Here is an 18,113-nt window from a genome sequence, read left to right on the forward strand (position 1 = left end):
CGACCCCAATCCCTTTTGCTACGGGTCCATCTCAGCGCTGCGAGCGCTGGCGCGCTGCTTGCCAGAAGCACGGCTGACGGTGCTGGCGACCGGTCCGACACGGGAGCAGTGCGACCCAGCCACATTCGCCCAGGTGCTCTCCTGTGATGTCAAAGCGCCGGAGTCTGTGGCCAGACAGGCTCCAGTGCTGAAAACCGCCGACCTCTACCTGGCCATCTCCAACAACACCAACATCCCCCTGGCGCTCGAGCTGGGCCTTCCCGTGGTCTTCATCGACATTCTGTTCTGGATGAAGCGCCAGCTCACCCCCGCCATGCGCCATGCGCGAAGCTACATCATCGAGAACTTCCCCGGGGTCTCCGAGGCCTTGAGGACGTATGGCCCGGAGATGCGCCACCCTCATGTAGTAGGTCCACTCATCGCGCCCCCCTCCATCCGTGAGCGAAAGGTTCTCTCCCCTCTACTCCTGGTGAACTATGGCGGCGCCCATTCTCCAGACATCATCCCTGGAAAGAACACCTGCTATCCCTCCTCGATGACCCGGCTGATACGGGATTTGCTTCCCGCAGCGAGCTGGCGTCCGGAGACAGTCATCATCGCCGCAGGTGCCAAGGCCGTCTCGAGCATCCACGCTCATGGCTCGGTGGGAGGGCTCCGCGTCGAAACCTTTCCCCAGGATCAGTACCTGGACCTGCTGGCGGGCTGCAGCCAGTTCCTCACGGCCCCAGGTCTGAATGCCCCGTTCGAGAGCTTCGCCCAGGGAGTGCCCACCAGCTTCCTGCCGCCCCAGAACCTGACCCAGGTCTTCCAGCTGGCCGTGTACCAGGAACACGGCCTGGCGCCACGAGGACTGAATCTCACCGAGCTGTACCCGGACCTTCCCATCTCTGCGCGTGCTCCGGAAGCAGAGGGAACAGCCCGGGTCCTGGAGCTCGTCTCCCGCTTCGACGCTGACACAGCAGCCAGGAGCCACATGAGCGAGCGAGTGGTCGCGCAACTCCGTCGCAGCCCCGTGGAGCTCGAGAGGCACCTCGCCGCACAAAAGTCCTTCTTGGAGCTGCTCGGTCCCCCTGGGGGAGCCCAGGCCGCCGCGGAGATCCGGCGTGTGCTCGCGTCCCAGCCCTCCAGGAAGGAACATCGAGGATGAAGGACTCGGCAATCTCAGTCCTCATCCCGACACGACACCGCCCGGTGCTCCTCCAGCGAGCGCTGGCCAGCGTGGCCGCGCAGACCCGACGTCCTGACGAGGTGCTCGTCATCGACGATGGGGACGAGCCCCTGGAACTTCTCTCGCGGGGAGAAGTCTCCGTGGTGCGACAGGAGGCTCCCCATGGAGCGCCTCGAGCCCGGAATCGAGGCGCGTCCCTGGTACGTGGAAGATTCATCGCCTTTCTTGACGACGACGATACCTGGCACCCGGACTACCTGGCCGAGGCGGAACGGATTGCGCTCACGGGCGACCTGGACCTGGTGCTGACCGCCTTCTTGAAAGTGAAGGAAGGAGCGAGCGTGGGTGAGCAGGAGATCGTGCCTGAGAAGGTCCCGCCAGAGTTCCTTCGACCTGAGGACTTCCTGGTCCGAAATCCCGGCATCCGCGGCTCCAACCTGTTCATCTCTCGCAGTACCTTCATGCGCGCCGGCGGCTTCGATCAGACGCTGCCGTCCTTCCATGACATGGACCTCGGCTATCGGCTGGCCTGCCTGCCGGGCTTGAGGTACGGGCGCAACGTGCAACCTCGGGTGCACTTCCATGTCCATACAGGACTCCGACTCTCTACCGCGGGCTCACCTACCAACATCGAGGGCCTTCGCGCCTTCCTGGCCAAGCACTCGAAGAACATGCACCCTGAGCAAGTGGCTGCATTCAAGGCACGCGCACGTCAGCTCTTTGGAGTGGAGCCTTGAGGCGTCTCATCTGGTTGGTCGGTCCTCCCGCGGCTGGGAAGAGCACCTGGGCGGCGAAGCTACTGGAGCGGCCCCTGCCACCTCGGGTGCTGGAACTCTCACACATGCTCCTCCCCCTGATGGATTCCTCACGACCACGCAAAGGAATGATGCAGGCCCGGAGCCTGCTCATTCGCGCCATCCGGCGGGTGGAACTGGACCCAGACAATGGAGGCCTTCCCCCATTGATGGTCATCACGGCAATCCTTCGAGAGGAGGACTTGTTCCCTCTGACGGACGGAGAAGAGGTGCTGCTGCTTCTTCCCCCGCCGGACCAATGGGAGCGCCAATTCGTACAACGCCCGCCGGGACATGCTCCTGGCAGTCTACCTATGAGTTTGGAAGAGGCCCGACGATGGTATGATCAATACCGAGGATGGAAGGAGCGAGGATTGCCCATGACATGGCTGGCAGCGGGTTCCTCGCCAATCCTCGAGGAGGACTGATGAGCCATGGCTCCGTGGACTCGCCAGGCCGCGATCTGTGGCATGGGCTGCATCATGTCCTGGCCACGGTCATCCTGGATCCCGAGTCCTCACCGGACAGCGTGTGGTGGAAGCGACTGCCCTCGGATGAAGCCACCCAACACCGGGCGAGCACAGGCAACCTTTCCTTGCCAGAGATTGCGGAGCTGTATTCCCATCCTCCGTTCCGGGCATCCCTGGATCGCGCGCTGGGCACGCTCGGCGTCACGCTCCCAGGCCACGCTGAGCTCACAGCGCTCTTTCAGCGCGCCATCGTCTCCAGTCGCGCGCACTCAGTTCCCCCGGAGCGGGTCGTGGTCTCTCCCTGGGATGCGGCCCTGTGGGAGACAGTCTGTGCTCCCGTGGGAAGAGCTCTCGCGCAGCGCTACCACACGCTCGCAGCAGCCCCTCCTATCTCTCGTCACGCAACATTGCCACTGCCTGGCACACGAGAGACCCTGGCACGCCTGCTTGCTTTCGACACGAGCCCAGGCAGCCGGGCCCACACAGCGTGCGTTCAATGGCTGTGCGGCCGCCTCGAAGCACTTGGCTTCACCTGCAGCCTCCATCAGCCCCTCCCCAGCGCACCAGCCGTCATCGAGGCCCATCGATCCAGCCTGGGACTGGCCGGACATGTCGTTCTCTACAACCACTACGATGTGACGCTCATCCGCCATGGAGGGCGCGGCTGGGCCACTCCGCCCCAGGTACTGACGGAAGAGGGGGGGCGCTGGTTCGGGCACGGGGTGGGTGACAACAAGGGACCACTGGCGGCCCGACTCGTGGCTCTGGCTTCTTTTGAACGCGCGCCGGCGATCACCTGGTTCATCCAAGGCGAGGAAGAGACTGGCTCCGTGGCATCCTCGCTGGTGCTGCGAGAGCGTCTCTCGAGGCTTCAGGCGGAGCTCTGGCTGGAGGAGACCGGCTACCATGATGACGAGGATGGCACGCTCCGGCTCATCGCTCGCACCCTGGGCCCCTCAGCCGGAACGAGCAATCCTCCGGACTCGGCCATGCGGGAATTGCTCCATGCGCTGCGCCTGCTCGCAGGTCGCTGGGGCGTGGGAACCCGCCTGGAGGTGCGAGGGCTGAACAAGGTGGCAGTCGAAGGCGGGTGCCCCTTCAACAACAACCTTCCAGCAGGGGCTCGATATCTCGCGCTTGGGGTGAATGACTCCCGCTCTCGCATCCATGGAACGAACGAGTCAGTCCCTCTCTGGACGTTTCCGCTGCATGCCGAGGAACTCCAGGTCGTGTTCCACTGGGTGGACCGGGTAGCTCGCGGCCTGACATGACCCTGCCCCAGCTCGACAGCGCGACGGTCGATGCGTACCTCGCGCGCCTCCGCAAGCCAGCCATCTCCTTCAGCCTGGACGGACTGGCACGCCTGCAGCAGGCCCACCTCCGCGCACTGCCGTTCCACAACCTCTCACTCCTGGCCAACGTCGGGAGCGATCCAGTGCTTCCTCCTGCCGAGGCGGCCGTGGAAGGCAACATCGCGGGCTTGGGAGGAGCAGCCCACCAGCTCACACCTCCTTTCATCGCGCTGCTGCAGGCGTTGGGCTTCGATTCATGGCTTGCGGCCGCCAGTGCTCGCGAGCCCGGTGATCACTGCGTCGGCATCGTCCAGTTGCCTGAGGGACGCTTTGTCGTGGATGTCGGCGGCGGCCAGCCCTATCTGCAGCCTTTTCCCCTGCAAGGAGGCCCGCTGGCCTTCACCAGCCACGGGTGCTCGTTCCGCTTCGAGCACCATGAGCGCGAGGGGCACCGGTTGCTCCGTGCTCTTCCGGGTGGGCAGCTCACGACGGTGTACCGGGTGCATCCAGCTCCCCGCGCCTACTCCACCTTCGGGCGTCTCGTCCGCGTGCGACCTCACCAGCCGGACGGCAGGTCGCTCCTCGCGGAGATCCAGGCGGCCAGGATGACCGAGTGGGCCCTGGCGATACTCGGAGCGGGCCTCTATCAGCGCTTCGCGGGCGGGCTCGTGAGCACACGCCTCGTGATGGAGTGGGAGTCTCTGGCCGAGCTGCTTCACGTCACCTTCGGCCTGCCTGCGCGACTCATCGCACAGGCCCAGGAGACCGTGCGGAAGGACTGCCCGAACCCTCGAAGTCAGCTCCACCCATCCAGGCCCGGCCTTCGGTTCATTCTGTCACTGGCGGTCACTGACCGAGCCGAGAGTGTCGGTGAGCTACTCCGGTCACTGGACGAGCTGCTCGGGAGAAGCCGGCGCTCGCGCGACACCATAGGAGTCCTGCTGCTCGACAACAGCCGTCCTCAACCCGGGCACGACATGCTCGCCCCCGTGTTGGCGGAAGCACGACTCATGGGAGTCCGTATTGTCCGCGTGGATGCACGCGACGCGCTCGAGCGCCTGAGGCCGTTTCAGCGCGGGGGGCTCCTTCCCGCCGAACTCTCCATCCCCATCCCCATCGGAGCCTCCCGTACGCTGCAGACGGCGCTCCTGCACGAGCACCTTCGAACGGGCCATCTCAGGCTCCCCCACCCTGGCGACGGTGGAGGACCGGTAGTCATCTGGATGCTGGATGATGATCTGGCGTTTCGGAGATTGTGCGAGACGCACGAAGGACTGCGGACATCTCCCGGAGAGGACCTCTTCGCCCAAGCCGAGCAGCTCTGGAGCAAGCACCCGGAGATCTCCGTCGTGCTGGGAACCTTCACGGGAGAGCCACCCATCCCTGGTTATGCCACGCTCCAGGTCCAGCTCCATGACCTGGCAGGAAACCTCGCAGCCATGGCGGGCCTCGCTCCCGACGCACTCTGGCGCCCGGGAGAGGTGTCACGAGGACTGAGGGACTACTACTACGACCACGCCCAGGGTTCGACGGCACACCTCGAGGTGGTCTTCCCTTGGATGCCCCCGGCACCTGCGCCCTGGAGGGTCCGAGAGGCCTTTCACACCCTCTGCACGGCCTTCGGACGGGTGCCGCACGGGCACCAGGTCACCCGGCCACTGACATACCGGCCCATGAACACCCTCGCGCCGAGCCGTGCTCGGGGGGGCAATGCGTTATTCCTCGATCTGGATGCGCTGGTGGCCGCCCCCTACCCGGTGCTCCGCGGCGAGGACGGCATCATGACCCGGCGCGCCGACACCCTCTGGGCTCACATCACATCCCACGAGCCACTGCTTCGCCTCGTCCAGGCAGACCTCGACCTGCACCACTGTCGCCGCCTCGGTGATGGCAGTTCCCCGCTCTCGGCTCGCGATGTGGACCTCGACGCGCTCCGCCGCTTCGTGGAGGGGCAGGAACGAGGTGTGGTTCTCTCGAGACTGCTGGAGAAGAACCAGGCAGTGGAGCCTCGGGATGCCCAGCGCGAGATCACGATGCGGCGTGGCATGCTCGCCCGAAGCCAGAGTGGAGTACGCCAGGAACTGGAGAGAGCCCGAAGTCTGCTGGTGCACCCTGAAGCCTGGTGGTGGCACGAACCGCAGGCAGGCGCGAGTGCCCGGAACTGCCTTGCCACGATGGAGCAGGTAGAGGCACTCCTCGGCGCGCTGACTGCCCTCGAGGAGCCCTCTCTTCCCGAGCAGCTCGCACGTTTCGCGTGCCACGTGCTGGAGGCGTTGCCTGCATGGAGGGCCGCATGGGCCTGAGCTTCCTGGTCACTGGCGGCTACTTCGACGGCTCGGGCGAGGGCATCATCTGGCACGTCGACCTGGAGCGAGAGCAGGCGGAGCCTTTCGTCCGATGGCTTCCTCCGGAGCACCTCCGTGTACCGCGCAAGGGCTTCGCGGGTGGATGCAAGGCGAGCGACAGCACCGTCTACGTCGCCGCGCACTGCGCTGTCGTCCGCGTCGACACGGCACGAGCGGCGGTGTCGGGGATGTTGCACCAGCCGAGCTTCAACGACGTCCACCATGTCGCGATCGCGGAGAACCGTCTGTACATCGCCAACACGGGTCTCGGCACCGTGGACATTCATGAGGAAACGGGTCGCTTCATCGGCTCGCATTCCCTGCTGCCCACGTGGATCAACCATCAGCGGATGGCCGGAGCGGACCCTTCCCACTGGGAGGAGGTGCTCACTCCCTGCTGGGATGGTGCGGAGCCCATCCCGTGGCAGATACGCCAGGCGGATGACGGCTACCATGATGCCGGGCTCCACCGACGTCGCGGCGCCTTCGCCCGACTGAAGGTACCGGATCATCTCCACCTCAACCACATCTGCATCACCCCCCTCCAGACGCTGGTGACATGCCTCTACGACGGCACCGTGCGAGACCTACGCACTTTCGAGACCGTCCTCAGCCTCGCTGGCTGTCACCCCCACGACGGCCTCATTGCGGCTGACTCCTTCTGGACGACGAGCATCGATGGCCAGGTTCGCGCGACCCCTCTGCGGAGCGGACGCGTCACAGCGGATGCCGAGGTGAAGCAGAGCGTGTTCGACACGGGCCATGCGGGCTGGTGCCGCGGGCTGTGGACAGATGGGCGACGGCTGGTCGTAGGGCTCACGGAGGTTCGGCGGGGACGCATGCCTCGACATCACTGGGCCCACCGGGAGCCGGAGGGGAGCGAGACCTCGATCCTGCTGCTGGACCTCTCGGATGGGCGGCTGCTGGCGCGGGTGGACCTCTCCGATCGCGAGCGGCACTCCAAGCTCTACAGCATCCTTCCCCTGGAGGGAGCCACGTGATGCGTCGCAGGCAGATCGCGGTCGTAGGGGGGGCGTCTGAAGATGAGCAGACCCTGAGGCTCGCCGAGGAGATTGGACGGCTCCTCGTGGACCACGGCCACCGTGTGGTCACCGGAGGGCTCGACGGCGTCATGGCTGCCGCGGCGCGCGGAGCCAAGGGGTCAAAGAGGTCAGGTGATGGAGACACCATCGGTGTGCTTCCCATGTTGGATGCCAGCGCGGCGAACCCCTGGGTGGACATCGTCGTACCCACGGGGATGAACTTCGCGCGGAACGTCGTGCTCGTCGCCATGGCTGACGCCATGATCGCTATCGGCGGCGGAGCGGGCACCCTGTCCGAGATCGCCCTCGCATGGCAACATCGAGTGCCCATCGTGGCCATCGACGTCGGGAGCGGCTGGAGCAGTCGTCTTGGCGGACAGTTCCTCGACCATCGCAGTGAGCACCCCATTACCAAGGCGTCCTCCGCCACGGAGGCTGTCGCGCGGCTCGAGGCACTGCTGGCCTCGTCACCTGCCCATAACCCCGGCTTCCTGGCGAGGAACTCCCGGTGACTCGCGTGCTCATGCTGCACCGCGTGATGCCTGACGAGCCAACTGCCTTTGGCCGGCCGTCATGCTACCGGCTGCGCGGAACAGCCCTGACGCCAGCCGAGTTCTCCCGGCTCATGGACTCCGGGCCGCTGCGGTCCCTCGAAGAGGTGCTCGAAGCCCTCGAGACGGGAGAGCAGCCACCACCGGGATATGTGCTGACGTTCGACGATGGTTACCGTGAGTGGATCCACCACGTTGCACCAGTTCTCGAGGCCCGACGAGCGTTTGCGACGTTCCTGGTATGCCCGGCGTTCGTCCAGGAGAAGACCGCGCAACCCCATCCAGTCGACCTGTTCTACTGGTTGCTAGATCATGCGAGGTATCCTCGATTCGAGTTCCGACTGCTGGATGGCACCCTGGCGTCTGGCACGCTCGAGAGCGATGCGGGGAAGGCTGCGATCATCACGGGAGACCTGAAACGCAGGGTTGCCAACGGGTTGCCGGGGGAGCCTGAAGAGACCCTGAGGTTGCTGGCCAACGCGCTGCGCGTCGAGCCGCCCGCGGAGCTGGTGCAGTCGCTCTATCCGACGGAGGCGGAGCTTCGAGCCCTCGCATCGGCAGGCCACCTGCTGGGAGGTCATGGAACGAGCCACCGGCACCTGACGAAAATGGACGCGCCAGGCGCCTTCGCGGAGATCTCCGCATCCATGAGCTGGATTGCCCGACTGTCCGGTACACATCCCGTGCCCTTCGCATATCCGGATGGGGCATTCGACTCCGAGACCGAGCAGCTTGTTCGAGCAGCAGGGGCGACTTGCGCGCTGACCTGCATTCCAGGCCCGGTCACGCGTGAATGCGGCTTGTTTCGGATGCCTCGGGAGTTCATCACGCCCTCCCACCCCTGGATCGCCCGTACACCGGAGAGCCCACCATGAGCAGCCCCTCGCCACAGTCGCATCCAGGCTCGCTGCGCATCGTCGTCGTGGGCCAAGGGTACGTAGGGCTTCCACTGGCCGTGTCACTGGGAGAAGCCGGCCATCACGTGGTGGGCTATGACATCCACACGGAGCGAGTGCGTCTACTCGCGGAAGCCCGGGTGCCCGAAGCTCCCGAGGGACTACGCCGAGTTCTTGCATCTGGGCGGTACCGTCCCTCGGATGATCCTGCCGTCTTTCACGATGCCGAGGCGATCATCGTCTGTGTGCCAACACCTCTGAGTCCGGAGGGACGGCCTGATCCAGGCATCGTGCTGGAAGCTGCTCGTGTCCTCCGTGAGCGGGCTCCCGCGGCGGCGCTGATCGTGTTGGAATCCACGGTCGCTCCCGGCTTCGTCGACGGGCCGTTGCGAGAAGCGTTGGGAGAAGCGCTCCATCGCATTGCCTATGCCCCCGAGCGGATCGACCCAGGGCCGGCCCGTCCCCCACTTCGATCGATTCCGCGACTCGTCGCGGGAGTGACCCCAGAGGCGAGCGCATCCGCGGCGGCGCTCTACCGCTCACTCGGCGCTCCGGTTCACGAGGTCTCCATGGCCGTCGCTTCGTGGGCCAAGCTGCTGGAGAATACCTACCGGCTGGTGAACATCGCGCTCGTGGGAGAGTTCGCCACGGCATGCTCGACATCAGGCGTCGACATCGACGCGGTCATCGCCGCCGCCGCGACCAAGCCGTTCGGCTTCGCCTCCTTCCATCCTGGACCAGGCGCTGGAGGGCACTGCATCCCCGTCAACCCGCTCTACCTGCTGGAGCATCTGGGCACGAAGGATCTTGATCTGCCGCTGGTGCGTGCGGCCCTGAGCGCGAATGCGGAGAGACCCCGGGCCGTGGCTCGAGCAATTGCGGCGCGGCTGCCTCGAGCTCGTAGCGGTCGGGTGCTTCTCATTGGAGTCGCCTATAAGGCGGACGTCTCCGATACCCGACTGACGGCGGCTCGACCCATTCGAGACCTGCTTGTCGCCCTTGGCCACGAAGTGTGGTTCCACGACCCGCTCGTCCCTGAGCTCGATGGCCAGCGAGGTGTCCCGCTCACCGAGGAGACCTTGCGCGCGGCCGATGTGATCGCGCTTCTCGTTGCCCACCAGGGTGTGGAGAAGAGCAGGCTCGCGTCGGCGGGGCGGCCCGTCGTCGATGCCTGTGGAGCCATGGCTGGCACCCACAGTCTCCATGTCAATCGGGTGTGAACATGCACGTATTGGTGACAGGCGGTGCGGGATTCATTGGCTCCCACGTCGTGGATGCCCTGCTCAACGAGGGCCACTCGGTGGTCATCCTCGACGACCTGTCGATGGGCCGAACGGCCAATCTCCCCACCCGCGCAGGGCGGCTAGAGGTGCTCATCGGCTCTGTGCTGACCCCCGAGCTGTGCGCACGTGCGGCCCGACATGCCGATGCGATCATACATCTGGCGGCGCGCAACTCGGTCCCTCGCTCGCTGGTCGAGCCACGACTGGTCGTCGATGTAAATGTGGTGGGGACTCTCAACGTGCTGGAAGCCGCACGCAATGCCGGCGTGTCACGCGTCGTTTATGCGAGCAGCAGTTCGGTCTACGGAGCGGCCCCCAGACTGCCCATGCGAGAGGAACAACCGGTCGCGGCGTGCAGCCCCTATGCGGCGACGAAGGCCGCCATGGAGCAGCTCGCACAGGCCTGGACCCGGAGCTTTGGACTGCCGACGATTGGACTGCGCTTCTTCAACGTGTTCGGCCCCCGGCAACGGCCTCAGTCACCCTATGCGGCCGTCATCCCACGGTTTGTCGGGGCATGCCTGCGCGGCGGCGAAGCCATCATCTACGGGAATGGAGAACAGACGCGTGACTTCACCTATGTGGAGAACGTCGTCACCGCAACCTTGCGTGCGCTCATCGCAGCGGAGGTCTGCTTTGGCAACGTCTACAACATCGCCATGGGTGCCCAGATCAGCGTGCGCGAGGTATATGCGGCCGTTGCCCGAGCCACTCGGTGTGAACGCCCCCCAAGGCATGAGCCGCGCCGGGCCGGCGAGATCCCTCACAGCCAGGCCGATGCGTCGGCCGCCGCAAGGGACCTCGGCTGGCGAGGCCATTGCGCCTTCGAGCAAGGGCTTGCGAAGGCTGTGAGCTGGTACGCGGAGCGCGAAGAGAAATGGTGGACCACGGGTTGAGCGGGAGGTGAGCGCAACCCGATGGGCCACCGCGCGGAAAGAAGCTCTCAGTCCTTCGCCCGCGTGTACTGGACGGGCCACGAGACGTCGGCCCCCAGCTTGCGCGCGGCGCGCAGCGGCCAGTAGGGATCTCTCAGCAGCTCCCTGGCCAGCACGACCAGGTCCGCCTGCCCGGTCTTCAGGATGTGCTCGGCCTGGTAGGCGGAGCGGATCAGCCCCACCGCCGCGGTGGGCACGCCCGTCTCGCGCCGGATGCGCTCGGCGAACGGCGTCTGGTAGCCCGGGCCCGCCGGGATCTTGATCCCCGGCGCGATGGCTCCCGACGAGCAGTCGATGACGTCCGCTCCGTCCTGCGCCAGCAGCCGCGAGAGCGCCACCGAGTCCTCCAGCGTCCACCCTCCCTCCGCCCAGTCCGTGGCGGAGATGCGCACGAGCAGCGGCAGTTCCTGCGGCCACCGGCCGCGCACCGCGCGCACCACCTCGCGCACCAGCCGCACGCGACCGTCGAAGGACCCTCCGTACCCATCACCGCGGCGGTTCGCCAGCGGAGACAGGAACTCGTGCAGCAGGTAGCCGTGCGCGGCGTGGATCTCCACCACGCGGAAGCCCGCGGCCTGGGCTCGCACGGTGGCGTCGACGAAGGACTTCACCACCCGCGCGATGCCGGCCTCGTCCAGGGCCTCGGGCTCCGGGTCTCCCGAGGCGAACGGCAGCGCGCTCGGCGCCACCGTCCTCCACCCACCCTTGTCCGGCGCGAGCGCCTTGCCTCCCTCCCAGGGACGCGCCGTCGACGCCTTGCGCCCGGCATGCGCCAGCTGGATGCCCGCCACCGAGCCCTGCTCCTCGATGAAGCGCGTGATGCGCGCCAGCGGAGCGATGTGCTCGTCCTTCCACAGCCCGAGATCCTGCGGAGAGATGCGGCCCGCGGGATCCACCGCGGTGGCCTCGCTGAGCACCAGCCCCGCGCCACCCACGGCGCGGCTGCCCAGGTGGACGAAGTGCCACTCGCCGGCGAAGCCGTCCTCACTCGAGTACTGGCACATGGGCGAGACGACGACGCGGTTGCGCAGCGTCACGCCTCGCAGCTTCATGAGAGAGAAAAGCAGAGAGCTCATGGGCCCTCCGCTACCACAACGCGCGCCGAAGCGCGCTCCGTCTCAAGCGCCCTGGTCAGCGGGCAACAGCTCGATGGGGAGCACCGCGGGGCCGCGCATCGCGAGTGCCGGGCTCCACACGATGTCCTCCGACCTTCCACCGAGTCCCGCGCACCGGGTCAGCAGCACCTCGAGCGCCACCCGCGCCTCCAGCCGCGCCAGGGGCGCGCCCAGGCAGAAGTGGATGCCGTGGCCGAACGCCAGCTGACTGAGCCCGTCCCGCTCCGGATCGAACCGCTCCCCGTCCGGGACGTAGCGCTCATCCCTCAGCGCGGAGGCCACCACCGCCATCACCAGCGAGCCCGCGGGGATGCGTGCTCCGGCGAGTTCCACCTCCTGGGTGGTCACCCGCAGTGGACCGAGCACCGGCGGCTCGTAGCGCAGCACCTCCTCGATGAAGCGCGGCACCCGCCCGATGTCGGCCCGCATGCGGGCGAACAGCTCGGGGCGCTCGCGCAGCAGCCGCATCGCGTTGCCCAGGAGCACCACCGTCGTCTCCATCCCGGCCACCAGCAACAGGAAGAGGAAGCTGAACAGCTCCTCCTGCGAGAGCCCCTCGCCGTCCACCCGCGCGTGCACCAGCTCGCTCACCGTGTCCTGCCGGGGCTGGTGGCGCCGTGCGTCGATCACCTCCTCCAGGTAGGCCCTCAGCTCCTCCACGGAGGTGCGCACCTGCGCCTGGCGCGCGGTGTCCCGAGGCGTCACGTTGCTCATGGCCGCCACGTCCTCCGCCCAGCGCTTCACCCGCTTGAAGAGGAAGGTGTCCAGCCCCAGTAGCTGGCCGATGACGCTGGAGGCCAGCGGCATGCAGAAGGCCTGGATGAAGTCCACCCGCCGCGCCTCGAGCAGGTTCGTCACCAGTGGCTCCACCACCGAGCGGACGAAGGGCTCCAGCGAAGCCAGCGCCGCCGGAGTGAACGCCTGCTGTACCAGCCCACGCAGCCGCCCGTGCCGGGGCGGATCCGCGAAGGACATGCCGGAGGCGAGCGGGTGGGGCCGCCCCAGCCAGTCGACCTTCAGCGCCTGGCCCAGACCCGCGGAGGAGAAGAGCTCCGGGTGCTTGAGGGCGTACTGCACCTCCTCGTACCGCGTCAGCAGCCACATCCCCCGAGGATCCACCTGACACACGGGGGCCTCGCGCCGCAGCCGCTCGTAGAGCGGATACGGGTTGGCCTTCACCGCGGGATCCAGCAGGTTCGGTCGTTCACTCATAGCAGGGCCCCCACCCCTGGGTGCTCATGTCATGGAAGCGGAGTGGGCTCGGGCCCGAAGCCCGCGTCCATCGCCGTGGAGGAGAAGCGCCCCTCCAGGCTGCGCCCCGCTCCATACGCCTCGCCGCGCTGGAAGGAGAGCGAGAAGTTGCCTCGCGTGGGCTGGTCGATGCCGCCTCCCTCGTCCAGCACCAGATCGCCCCGCTCCACGGGAGCGAAGACGCGCGCGGGCTCGCCCGCCGCCAGGTGCACCACCGTGGCGCGCGCCACCCCGGAGGGGGTGTTGCCCGCCAGGTTCACCTTCGCGCCAGGCTTCAGGTCGAGCCCCTCGGTGGCCAGCGTGAGGCGCACCACCAGGTCCACATCCAGGCCGTTGTTCCGGTAGTAGCTCACCTGCAGCGCCTCGGCGTTGCGCAGCACCTCCACGCGCGACACCTCCAGCGAGAACAGCTCCTCCACGCTGCCCGACAGCGAGTTGGCGCCGCCGCAGCCCAGCAGCCCCAGCCCCAGCAACAGCCCGGAGAGCATCGACATCGTCCGCATGCCGCGCCCCTCCCTCATCGCTCCACCGCGAGCTTGAGGACACCGGTGTTGGGCACCCGGTAGGCAATCACCCGCTGGCCCGAGCTCAGGTACCCCATCTTCGGGAACACGCCGCCGCCAGCGTCCACCAGCTGCTCGCGCCAGTTGCCCTCGATGCGGGTGGTGACGCGCAGCTCGTCGTCGTTCGCGTTGCAGCTGCCCTCGTTGACGCCCGGCGAGTTGGAGCAGATGTAGAAGGCGATGGACGGATCATGCGTCTTCGGATCGATGGCGAGCGACGGGTACCAGCCACCCGAACCCGCCTCGTAGACGGGGTCCGGCGCCAGCCAGTCCGCGGCCACGGTGCACCGGCTGGCGGTGTTGCCCTTGCACTCGGTGAAGGTGAGCCGGCTGGTGGAGCGCTCCAGAACGGCGATGCCGTAGCCCAGCGTCGCATCCCAGGCCAGCGACGCGCCCTGCTGCGTGTTGGACACCCCCTGCACCTTGAAGGGTGGCGTCCACGAGCCATCCGCGTTGCGTCGCTGGAAGAGGACGTTCGAGCCGGTGCCCTCCGCGCTGCCGAAGACCTGATCATGCACCAGCGCCGGCTGCCCGTTGGCCATCACCATGGAGATGTGGCCGCCGTACGCCTGCTTGTCGTTTCCGCCCGCGGCCACCACCCGAGGCGTCCAGCCCGCCGGCCCTCCGACGGCGATCTCCAGATCACTGCCGGCCCAGTCCTGCTGAGGGAACTGGCCATCATGCCCGTCCCGGTACGCCACGAAGGCCTGCGTGCCGTTGAAGACGAGGGCGGGGTTGAGCCCCACCAGGAAGCCACGGTCGCTCACCATGTTGCCCGCGGGAGCCTGGTCGCCCGTCCGTACCGCGACGCTCTCGGTCCACTGGTTGGGCCCCGAGCGGAAGGCCACCGCCGCATCGCTCTGGAGCCAGAAGACGGAGTCATCGCTCTGGCCACCCAGGTACGCGATGGCGGGCTTGCCGGCCGAATCGAACGCGAGCGACAGCCCGTAGACGAGCTGCACCGTGGCCACTCGCTCCGGCTGGGAGACCTGGCCGTTGTCCACCTGGATGTAGCGGATCTCGTACTGCTTCTCGGCGACGCGGAAGAAGTAGGCCACGCCGACCACATCATTCGGCCCCACGGCGAGTGACAGCGGCAGCTGATCCGTGGCCGAGGACTCGAGCGTGAGCCGCGTGAAGTTGGAGTTCTCGTTCGGATCCGGGTTGGTCGTTCCCGCGTCCGGAGTTCCCCCGTCCTCGCCCTTGCATCCCACGAGCGTGAGCATCAGACACAGTGCCAGGCCTTGGCGTCTCATAACCTCTCCATTCGTTGTCGGCCCCAGAGGCGCACATCCTATGCCAGCCCCACGGCTCCGGGGCGATCGAGCAGGCACCGTCCGCGTTTTGCAAAGGAGGGCGCTCGCTCTAGGCTGGAACGCCTATGGCTCGTAAGCGTTCCTCGGCCGGGCGCCTCACCCGGCGCTCCTTCATCCAGCGGCTGACCTTCTTCGGCGGAGGAGTGGTGCTGCTCGGCTCCACCGCCTGCAAGCGCCCCGCGGAGGAGCCGGCGCAGGCAGCAGCCGCACCGCCCCCAGTGGAGAATTCTCCCCACGCCACCTTCACGGGCCTGGAGCTCGCCACCATGGCCGCCGCGTGCGAGCGCATCCTCCCGCGGGACGAGGATCCGGGCGCCAGGGACGCGAACGTGCCCGCCTACATCGACCGGATCCTCCAGACGCCGGAGCTGAAGCAGATGAAGGCGGACTTCCTCCAGGGGCTGGCGGCGCTGGAGCGGCGCTCGCGGAGCATGTTCAAGAAGGGGTTCGTGGAGGCCACGCCCGAGCAGCAGGACGAGCTGCTCACCATCTTCAAGGACAGCGGGGAGGGCACGGGCGAGGGGCACTTCTACGAGATCCTCGTGGTGCTGACGCTGGAGGGCTTCCTGGGAGACCCTTCGTACGGCGGGAACAAGGATCGGGTGGGCTGGCGACTGGTGGGCTTCGACACGGTGGGCACGGTGGCGATGGCGCCTCCCGAGGGCTACGACGGGCCCAAGTGCCTGCGTGAGTGCGGAGATCACCGATGACGAAGGACGCGGTGGACATCTGCATCATCGGCAGCGGCGCGGGCGGAGCCCCCATGGCGCTGGAGCTGGGCCGGGCGGGCTTCAAGGTGGTGGTGCTGGAGAAGGGCGCGCACTACAAGCCCAAGGACTTCGTCCACGACGAGATCCTCAACAGCCGGCGCAACTTCTTCATGCCGCTGCCGTGGGAGGAGCCGCACCTGTGGCGCCAGGGCTCCAGCGGGCGCTACGAGCGCACGAACTCGGCGTGGACGGCCAACTGCGTGGGCGGTGGCACGGTCCACATGAGCGGGTACTTCTACCGGCTCAAGCCGGTGGACTTCCGCCTGCGCTCGACGCTGGGAGAGGTCAAGGGCGCCAACCTGGCGGACTGGCCCATCTCCTACGAGGAGTTCGCCCCCTTCTACGACAAGGCCGAGGCGGAGCTGGGCGTCTCGGGCGAGGCCCGGCCCCACCCCTTCGCCGAGCCCCGGAGCGGGCCGTACCCGCTGCCTCCGCTGGACGTGCACCCGATCGCCAAGGAGATCGATCGGGTGTGCGGGGAGATGAAGTGGAACTCGCTCACCACGGCGCGCGGCATCATCAGCAAGCCGTACCGGGGGCGCTCGGCGTGCTCGTACTGCGCGCTGTGCGGCAGCTATGGCTGCGAGATGGGCGCCAAGAGCGGCACCAACGCCAGCGTCATCCCGGCGGCGCTGGCCACCGGCAACGTGGAGCTGCGCCCGAAGTGCATGGCGCGCTCCATCGAGGTGGACAAGGAGGGCCGGGCCAGGAGCGTCGTCTACCTGGACGCGGACGGCGTGGAGCAGGAGCAGCCGGCGAAGGTGATCGTCGTGTCGTGCACGGCGGTGGAGAGCGCGCGGCTGCTGCTGAACTCCACCTCCTCGCGGTTTCCGAAGGGGCTGGCCAACGGCAGCGGGCTGGTGGGGCGCAACCTGATGTTCAGCTCCTTCGGCGAGTCGCGCGCGACGTTCCGGATCTCCAAGCAGAAGGCGTCGCGGCCGTGGCTGACGGCGCCGGATCCGTTCGTGAACCGGAGCATCCAGGACTTCTACCTGATGCCGGACGAGCGCTTCGGCTTCCGCAAGGGCGGGACGCTGGGCTTCATGTGGACGCACCCCAACCCGATCTTCGCGGCGGTGGGGCTCGCGGGCTCCGGCAAGGAGGGGGTGTTCGGCAAGGAGCTGAAGGACCGGATGCGGGCGTACCGGGACTCGCGCATCCTGCAGTTCGAGGTGTACGGCGAGTTCCTCGCGACGCCGGGCACCTACGTGACGGTGGAGCCGGGCGTGAAGGACAAGTACGGCATCCCGGTGGCGGCCATCACCATGGATCGACACCCCAAGGACTTCGCGGCCACGCGCTTCCTGGTGGAGCGCGGCGAGGAGGTGCTGGCGCGGCTGGATCCGGATGACATCGAGCGGGTGGGCGTCGCGGGCGAGACGACCATCCTGCAGCACGGCACGTGTCGCTTCGGCAAGGATCCGGCCACCTCGGTGCTGGACAAGGACTGCCGCGCCCACGAGGTGCCCAACCTGTATGTGGTGGACGGCAGCTTCATGCCGAGCGCGGGCAGCGTGCCCTCCACGCTGACCATCGCCGCCAACAGCTTCCGCGTGGCCTCCCAGCTCGTCCGCAAGCTGAAGAAGGGCTGATCGCCCAGCCCGCATGAGCGAACTGACGGAACAGGACCTCGTCCAGCTCGTCCGCCACTTCTACCCCGCCGGCTCCTTCGAGCCGGCGGACAGCTCCACCCAGGAAGCTCCGTCCTACACACGGACTCCTGAGCACCAGCGTTGGCTGGGCGCGTGGAAGCGAGCCATGGAGTGGCCGCGATGGGACTCGCTCCTACAGGAGCTGGACCTCACACTCGATGGCGTGGGAGACGTCACCCAGCCCTACATGGCCGCCTGCCGTCGCTGCTCCAAGTCCATCCGGCGGCCGCCTGAGAATGGGGCTCAGCCTCTCACTCGCATGGTGGCGGCCGTGAGTGTCCTGGCCCCGCTCTATGTCAGCTACTGCGTCACGCAGAGCGCCCCTCCGCGAGGAGGCTCCGCCGGCCAGAACCTCTCCTTCGAACCTCCTCAGGAAGTGGAGTCCCAGGCCAACACGCTTCGTCGAAGCATCGAGCGCGTTCTGGGCTACCGCCCCTTTCCCCTTCCGCTGAGCAATATCCGCGTCCCGGACGTCTTCGTTCCCCACCTGGGCGGCGAGCCCGCCACGCTGCTCACGGCCCTCTTCGATGCGCCGCTCGACAACCTGCCTTGAATGAGTGCTGCTGAGCCTGCTGCTGCCCGTCCTCTGGACGGGATGCAGCCATGGACGTCCCCCGCTCAACCCCGTCACCGGAGCATCGAGACCGTCCCCTTTGGTGTCGTGATCCC

The 18,113-nt window shown here is 67.3% G+C and carries 17 protein-coding genes; 13 read left to right on the forward strand and 4 right to left on the reverse strand.

Features of this window, described 5'->3' with window-relative positions; genetic code table 11:
• Positions 1-184: 184 nt before the first annotated feature.
• From KY572_RS08655 to KY572_RS08695, 10 genes are read left to right on the forward strand one after another with little or no spacing between them, the layout of a single operon-like run.
• A complete protein-coding gene (locus KY572_RS08655) occupies positions 185-1,147 on the forward strand; it encodes a hypothetical protein (protein ID WP_224242049.1) in 963 nt (320 codons plus the stop codon).
• Positions 1,144-1,905, forward strand: a complete 762-nt coding sequence (locus KY572_RS08660) for a glycosyltransferase family 2 protein (protein WP_224242050.1) — start codon at positions 1,144-1,146, stop codon at positions 1,903-1,905. Before KY572_RS08655 ends, KY572_RS08660 begins: the two co-directional genes overlap by 4 nt.
• Positions 1,906-1,919: 14 nt before the next feature.
• Entirely contained in the window at positions 1,920-2,390 is a 471-nt protein-coding gene (locus tag KY572_RS48085) for an ATP-binding protein (protein WP_407659915.1), read from the forward strand.
• Complete coding sequence (locus KY572_RS08665; RefSeq protein ID WP_224242051.1) at positions 2,390-3,703, forward strand: M20/M25/M40 family metallo-hydrolase; 1,314 nt, start codon at positions 2,390-2,392, stop codon at positions 3,701-3,703. Before KY572_RS48085 ends, KY572_RS08665 begins: the two co-directional genes overlap by 1 nt.
• Positions 3,700-6,027 carry an arylamine N-acetyltransferase gene (locus KY572_RS08670; protein ID WP_224242052.1) on the forward strand — a complete coding sequence of 776 codons (2,328 nt, stop codon included), beginning with the start codon at positions 3,700-3,702 and terminating at the stop codon, positions 6,025-6,027. The genes KY572_RS08665 and KY572_RS08670 overlap by 4 nt, the downstream gene beginning before the upstream one ends.
• Entirely contained in the window at positions 6,018-7,070 is a 1,053-nt protein-coding gene (locus KY572_RS08675) for a hypothetical protein (RefSeq protein ID WP_224242053.1), read from the forward strand. Before KY572_RS08670 ends, KY572_RS08675 begins: the two co-directional genes overlap by 10 nt.
• A complete protein-coding gene (locus KY572_RS08680) occupies positions 7,070-7,624 on the forward strand; it encodes a TIGR00725 family protein (RefSeq protein WP_224242134.1) in 555 nt (184 codons plus the stop codon). The genes KY572_RS08675 and KY572_RS08680 overlap by 1 nt, the downstream gene beginning before the upstream one ends.
• Positions 7,621-8,538: a polysaccharide deacetylase family protein gene (locus tag KY572_RS08685; protein WP_224242054.1), complete on the forward strand. Its 918-nt coding sequence runs from the start codon at positions 7,621-7,623 to the stop codon at positions 8,536-8,538. Before KY572_RS08680 ends, KY572_RS08685 begins: the two co-directional genes overlap by 4 nt.
• Positions 8,535-9,779, forward strand: coding sequence for a nucleotide sugar dehydrogenase (locus KY572_RS08690; RefSeq protein WP_224242055.1), 1,245 nt, complete (start codon positions 8,535-8,537; stop codon positions 9,777-9,779). The genes KY572_RS08685 and KY572_RS08690 overlap by 4 nt, the downstream gene beginning before the upstream one ends.
• Before the next feature lie 2 nt (positions 9,780-9,781).
• Complete coding sequence (locus KY572_RS08695) at positions 9,782-10,738, forward strand: NAD-dependent epimerase/dehydratase family protein (protein WP_224242056.1); 957 nt, start codon at positions 9,782-9,784, stop codon at positions 10,736-10,738.
• A gap of 47 nt (positions 10,739-10,785) precedes the next feature.
• On the opposite strand, the gene KY572_RS08700 is transcribed toward KY572_RS08695, so the two are convergent.
• From KY572_RS08700 to KY572_RS08715, 4 genes are read right to left on the reverse strand one after another with little or no spacing between them, the layout of a single operon-like run.
• On the reverse strand, positions 10,786-11,853 hold the full coding sequence (locus tag KY572_RS08700) for an NADH:flavin oxidoreductase/NADH oxidase (protein WP_224242057.1): 1,068 nt from the start codon (positions 11,851-11,853) through the stop codon (positions 10,786-10,788).
• 42 nt (positions 11,854-11,895) lie between these two features.
• The gene (locus KY572_RS08705; RefSeq protein WP_224242058.1) at positions 11,896-13,104 is read right to left on the reverse strand and encodes a cytochrome P450; all 1,209 of its coding nucleotides are present in this window, start codon (positions 13,102-13,104) and stop codon (positions 11,896-11,898) included.
• Between the two features lie 29 nt (positions 13,105-13,133).
• Positions 13,134-13,646, reverse strand: coding sequence for a hypothetical protein (locus tag KY572_RS08710; RefSeq protein ID WP_224242059.1), 513 nt, complete (start codon positions 13,644-13,646; stop codon positions 13,134-13,136).
• 14 nt (positions 13,647-13,660) lie between these two features.
• Entirely contained in the window at positions 13,661-14,962 is a 1,302-nt protein-coding gene (locus KY572_RS08715) for a hypothetical protein (RefSeq protein WP_224242060.1), read from the reverse strand.
• A 125-nt stretch (positions 14,963-15,087) separates the two neighbouring features.
• Here KY572_RS08715 and KY572_RS08720 point away from each other — a divergent pair, with 125 nt between their 5' ends.
• The 3 genes from KY572_RS08720 to KY572_RS08730 are packed head-to-tail and all read left to right on the forward strand — an operon-like array spanning position 15,088 to position 17,997.
• The gene (locus KY572_RS08720; RefSeq protein WP_224242061.1) at positions 15,088-15,732 is read left to right on the forward strand and encodes a gluconate 2-dehydrogenase subunit 3 family protein; all 645 of its coding nucleotides are present in this window, start codon (positions 15,088-15,090) and stop codon (positions 15,730-15,732) included.
• Positions 15,729-17,384, forward strand: a complete 1,656-nt coding sequence (locus tag KY572_RS08725) for a GMC family oxidoreductase (protein WP_224242062.1) — start codon at positions 15,729-15,731, stop codon at positions 17,382-17,384. The genes KY572_RS08720 and KY572_RS08725 overlap by 4 nt, the downstream gene beginning before the upstream one ends.
• Before the next feature lie 13 nt (positions 17,385-17,397).
• Positions 17,398-17,997: a hypothetical protein gene (locus tag KY572_RS08730; protein WP_224242063.1), complete on the forward strand. Its 600-nt coding sequence runs from the start codon at positions 17,398-17,400 to the stop codon at positions 17,995-17,997.
• Positions 17,998-18,113: the final 116 nt, after the last annotated feature.

This window comes from Hyalangium gracile (assembly GCF_020103725.1).
Lineage (GTDB): Bacteria > Myxococcota > Myxococcia > Myxococcales > Myxococcaceae > Hyalangium > Hyalangium gracile.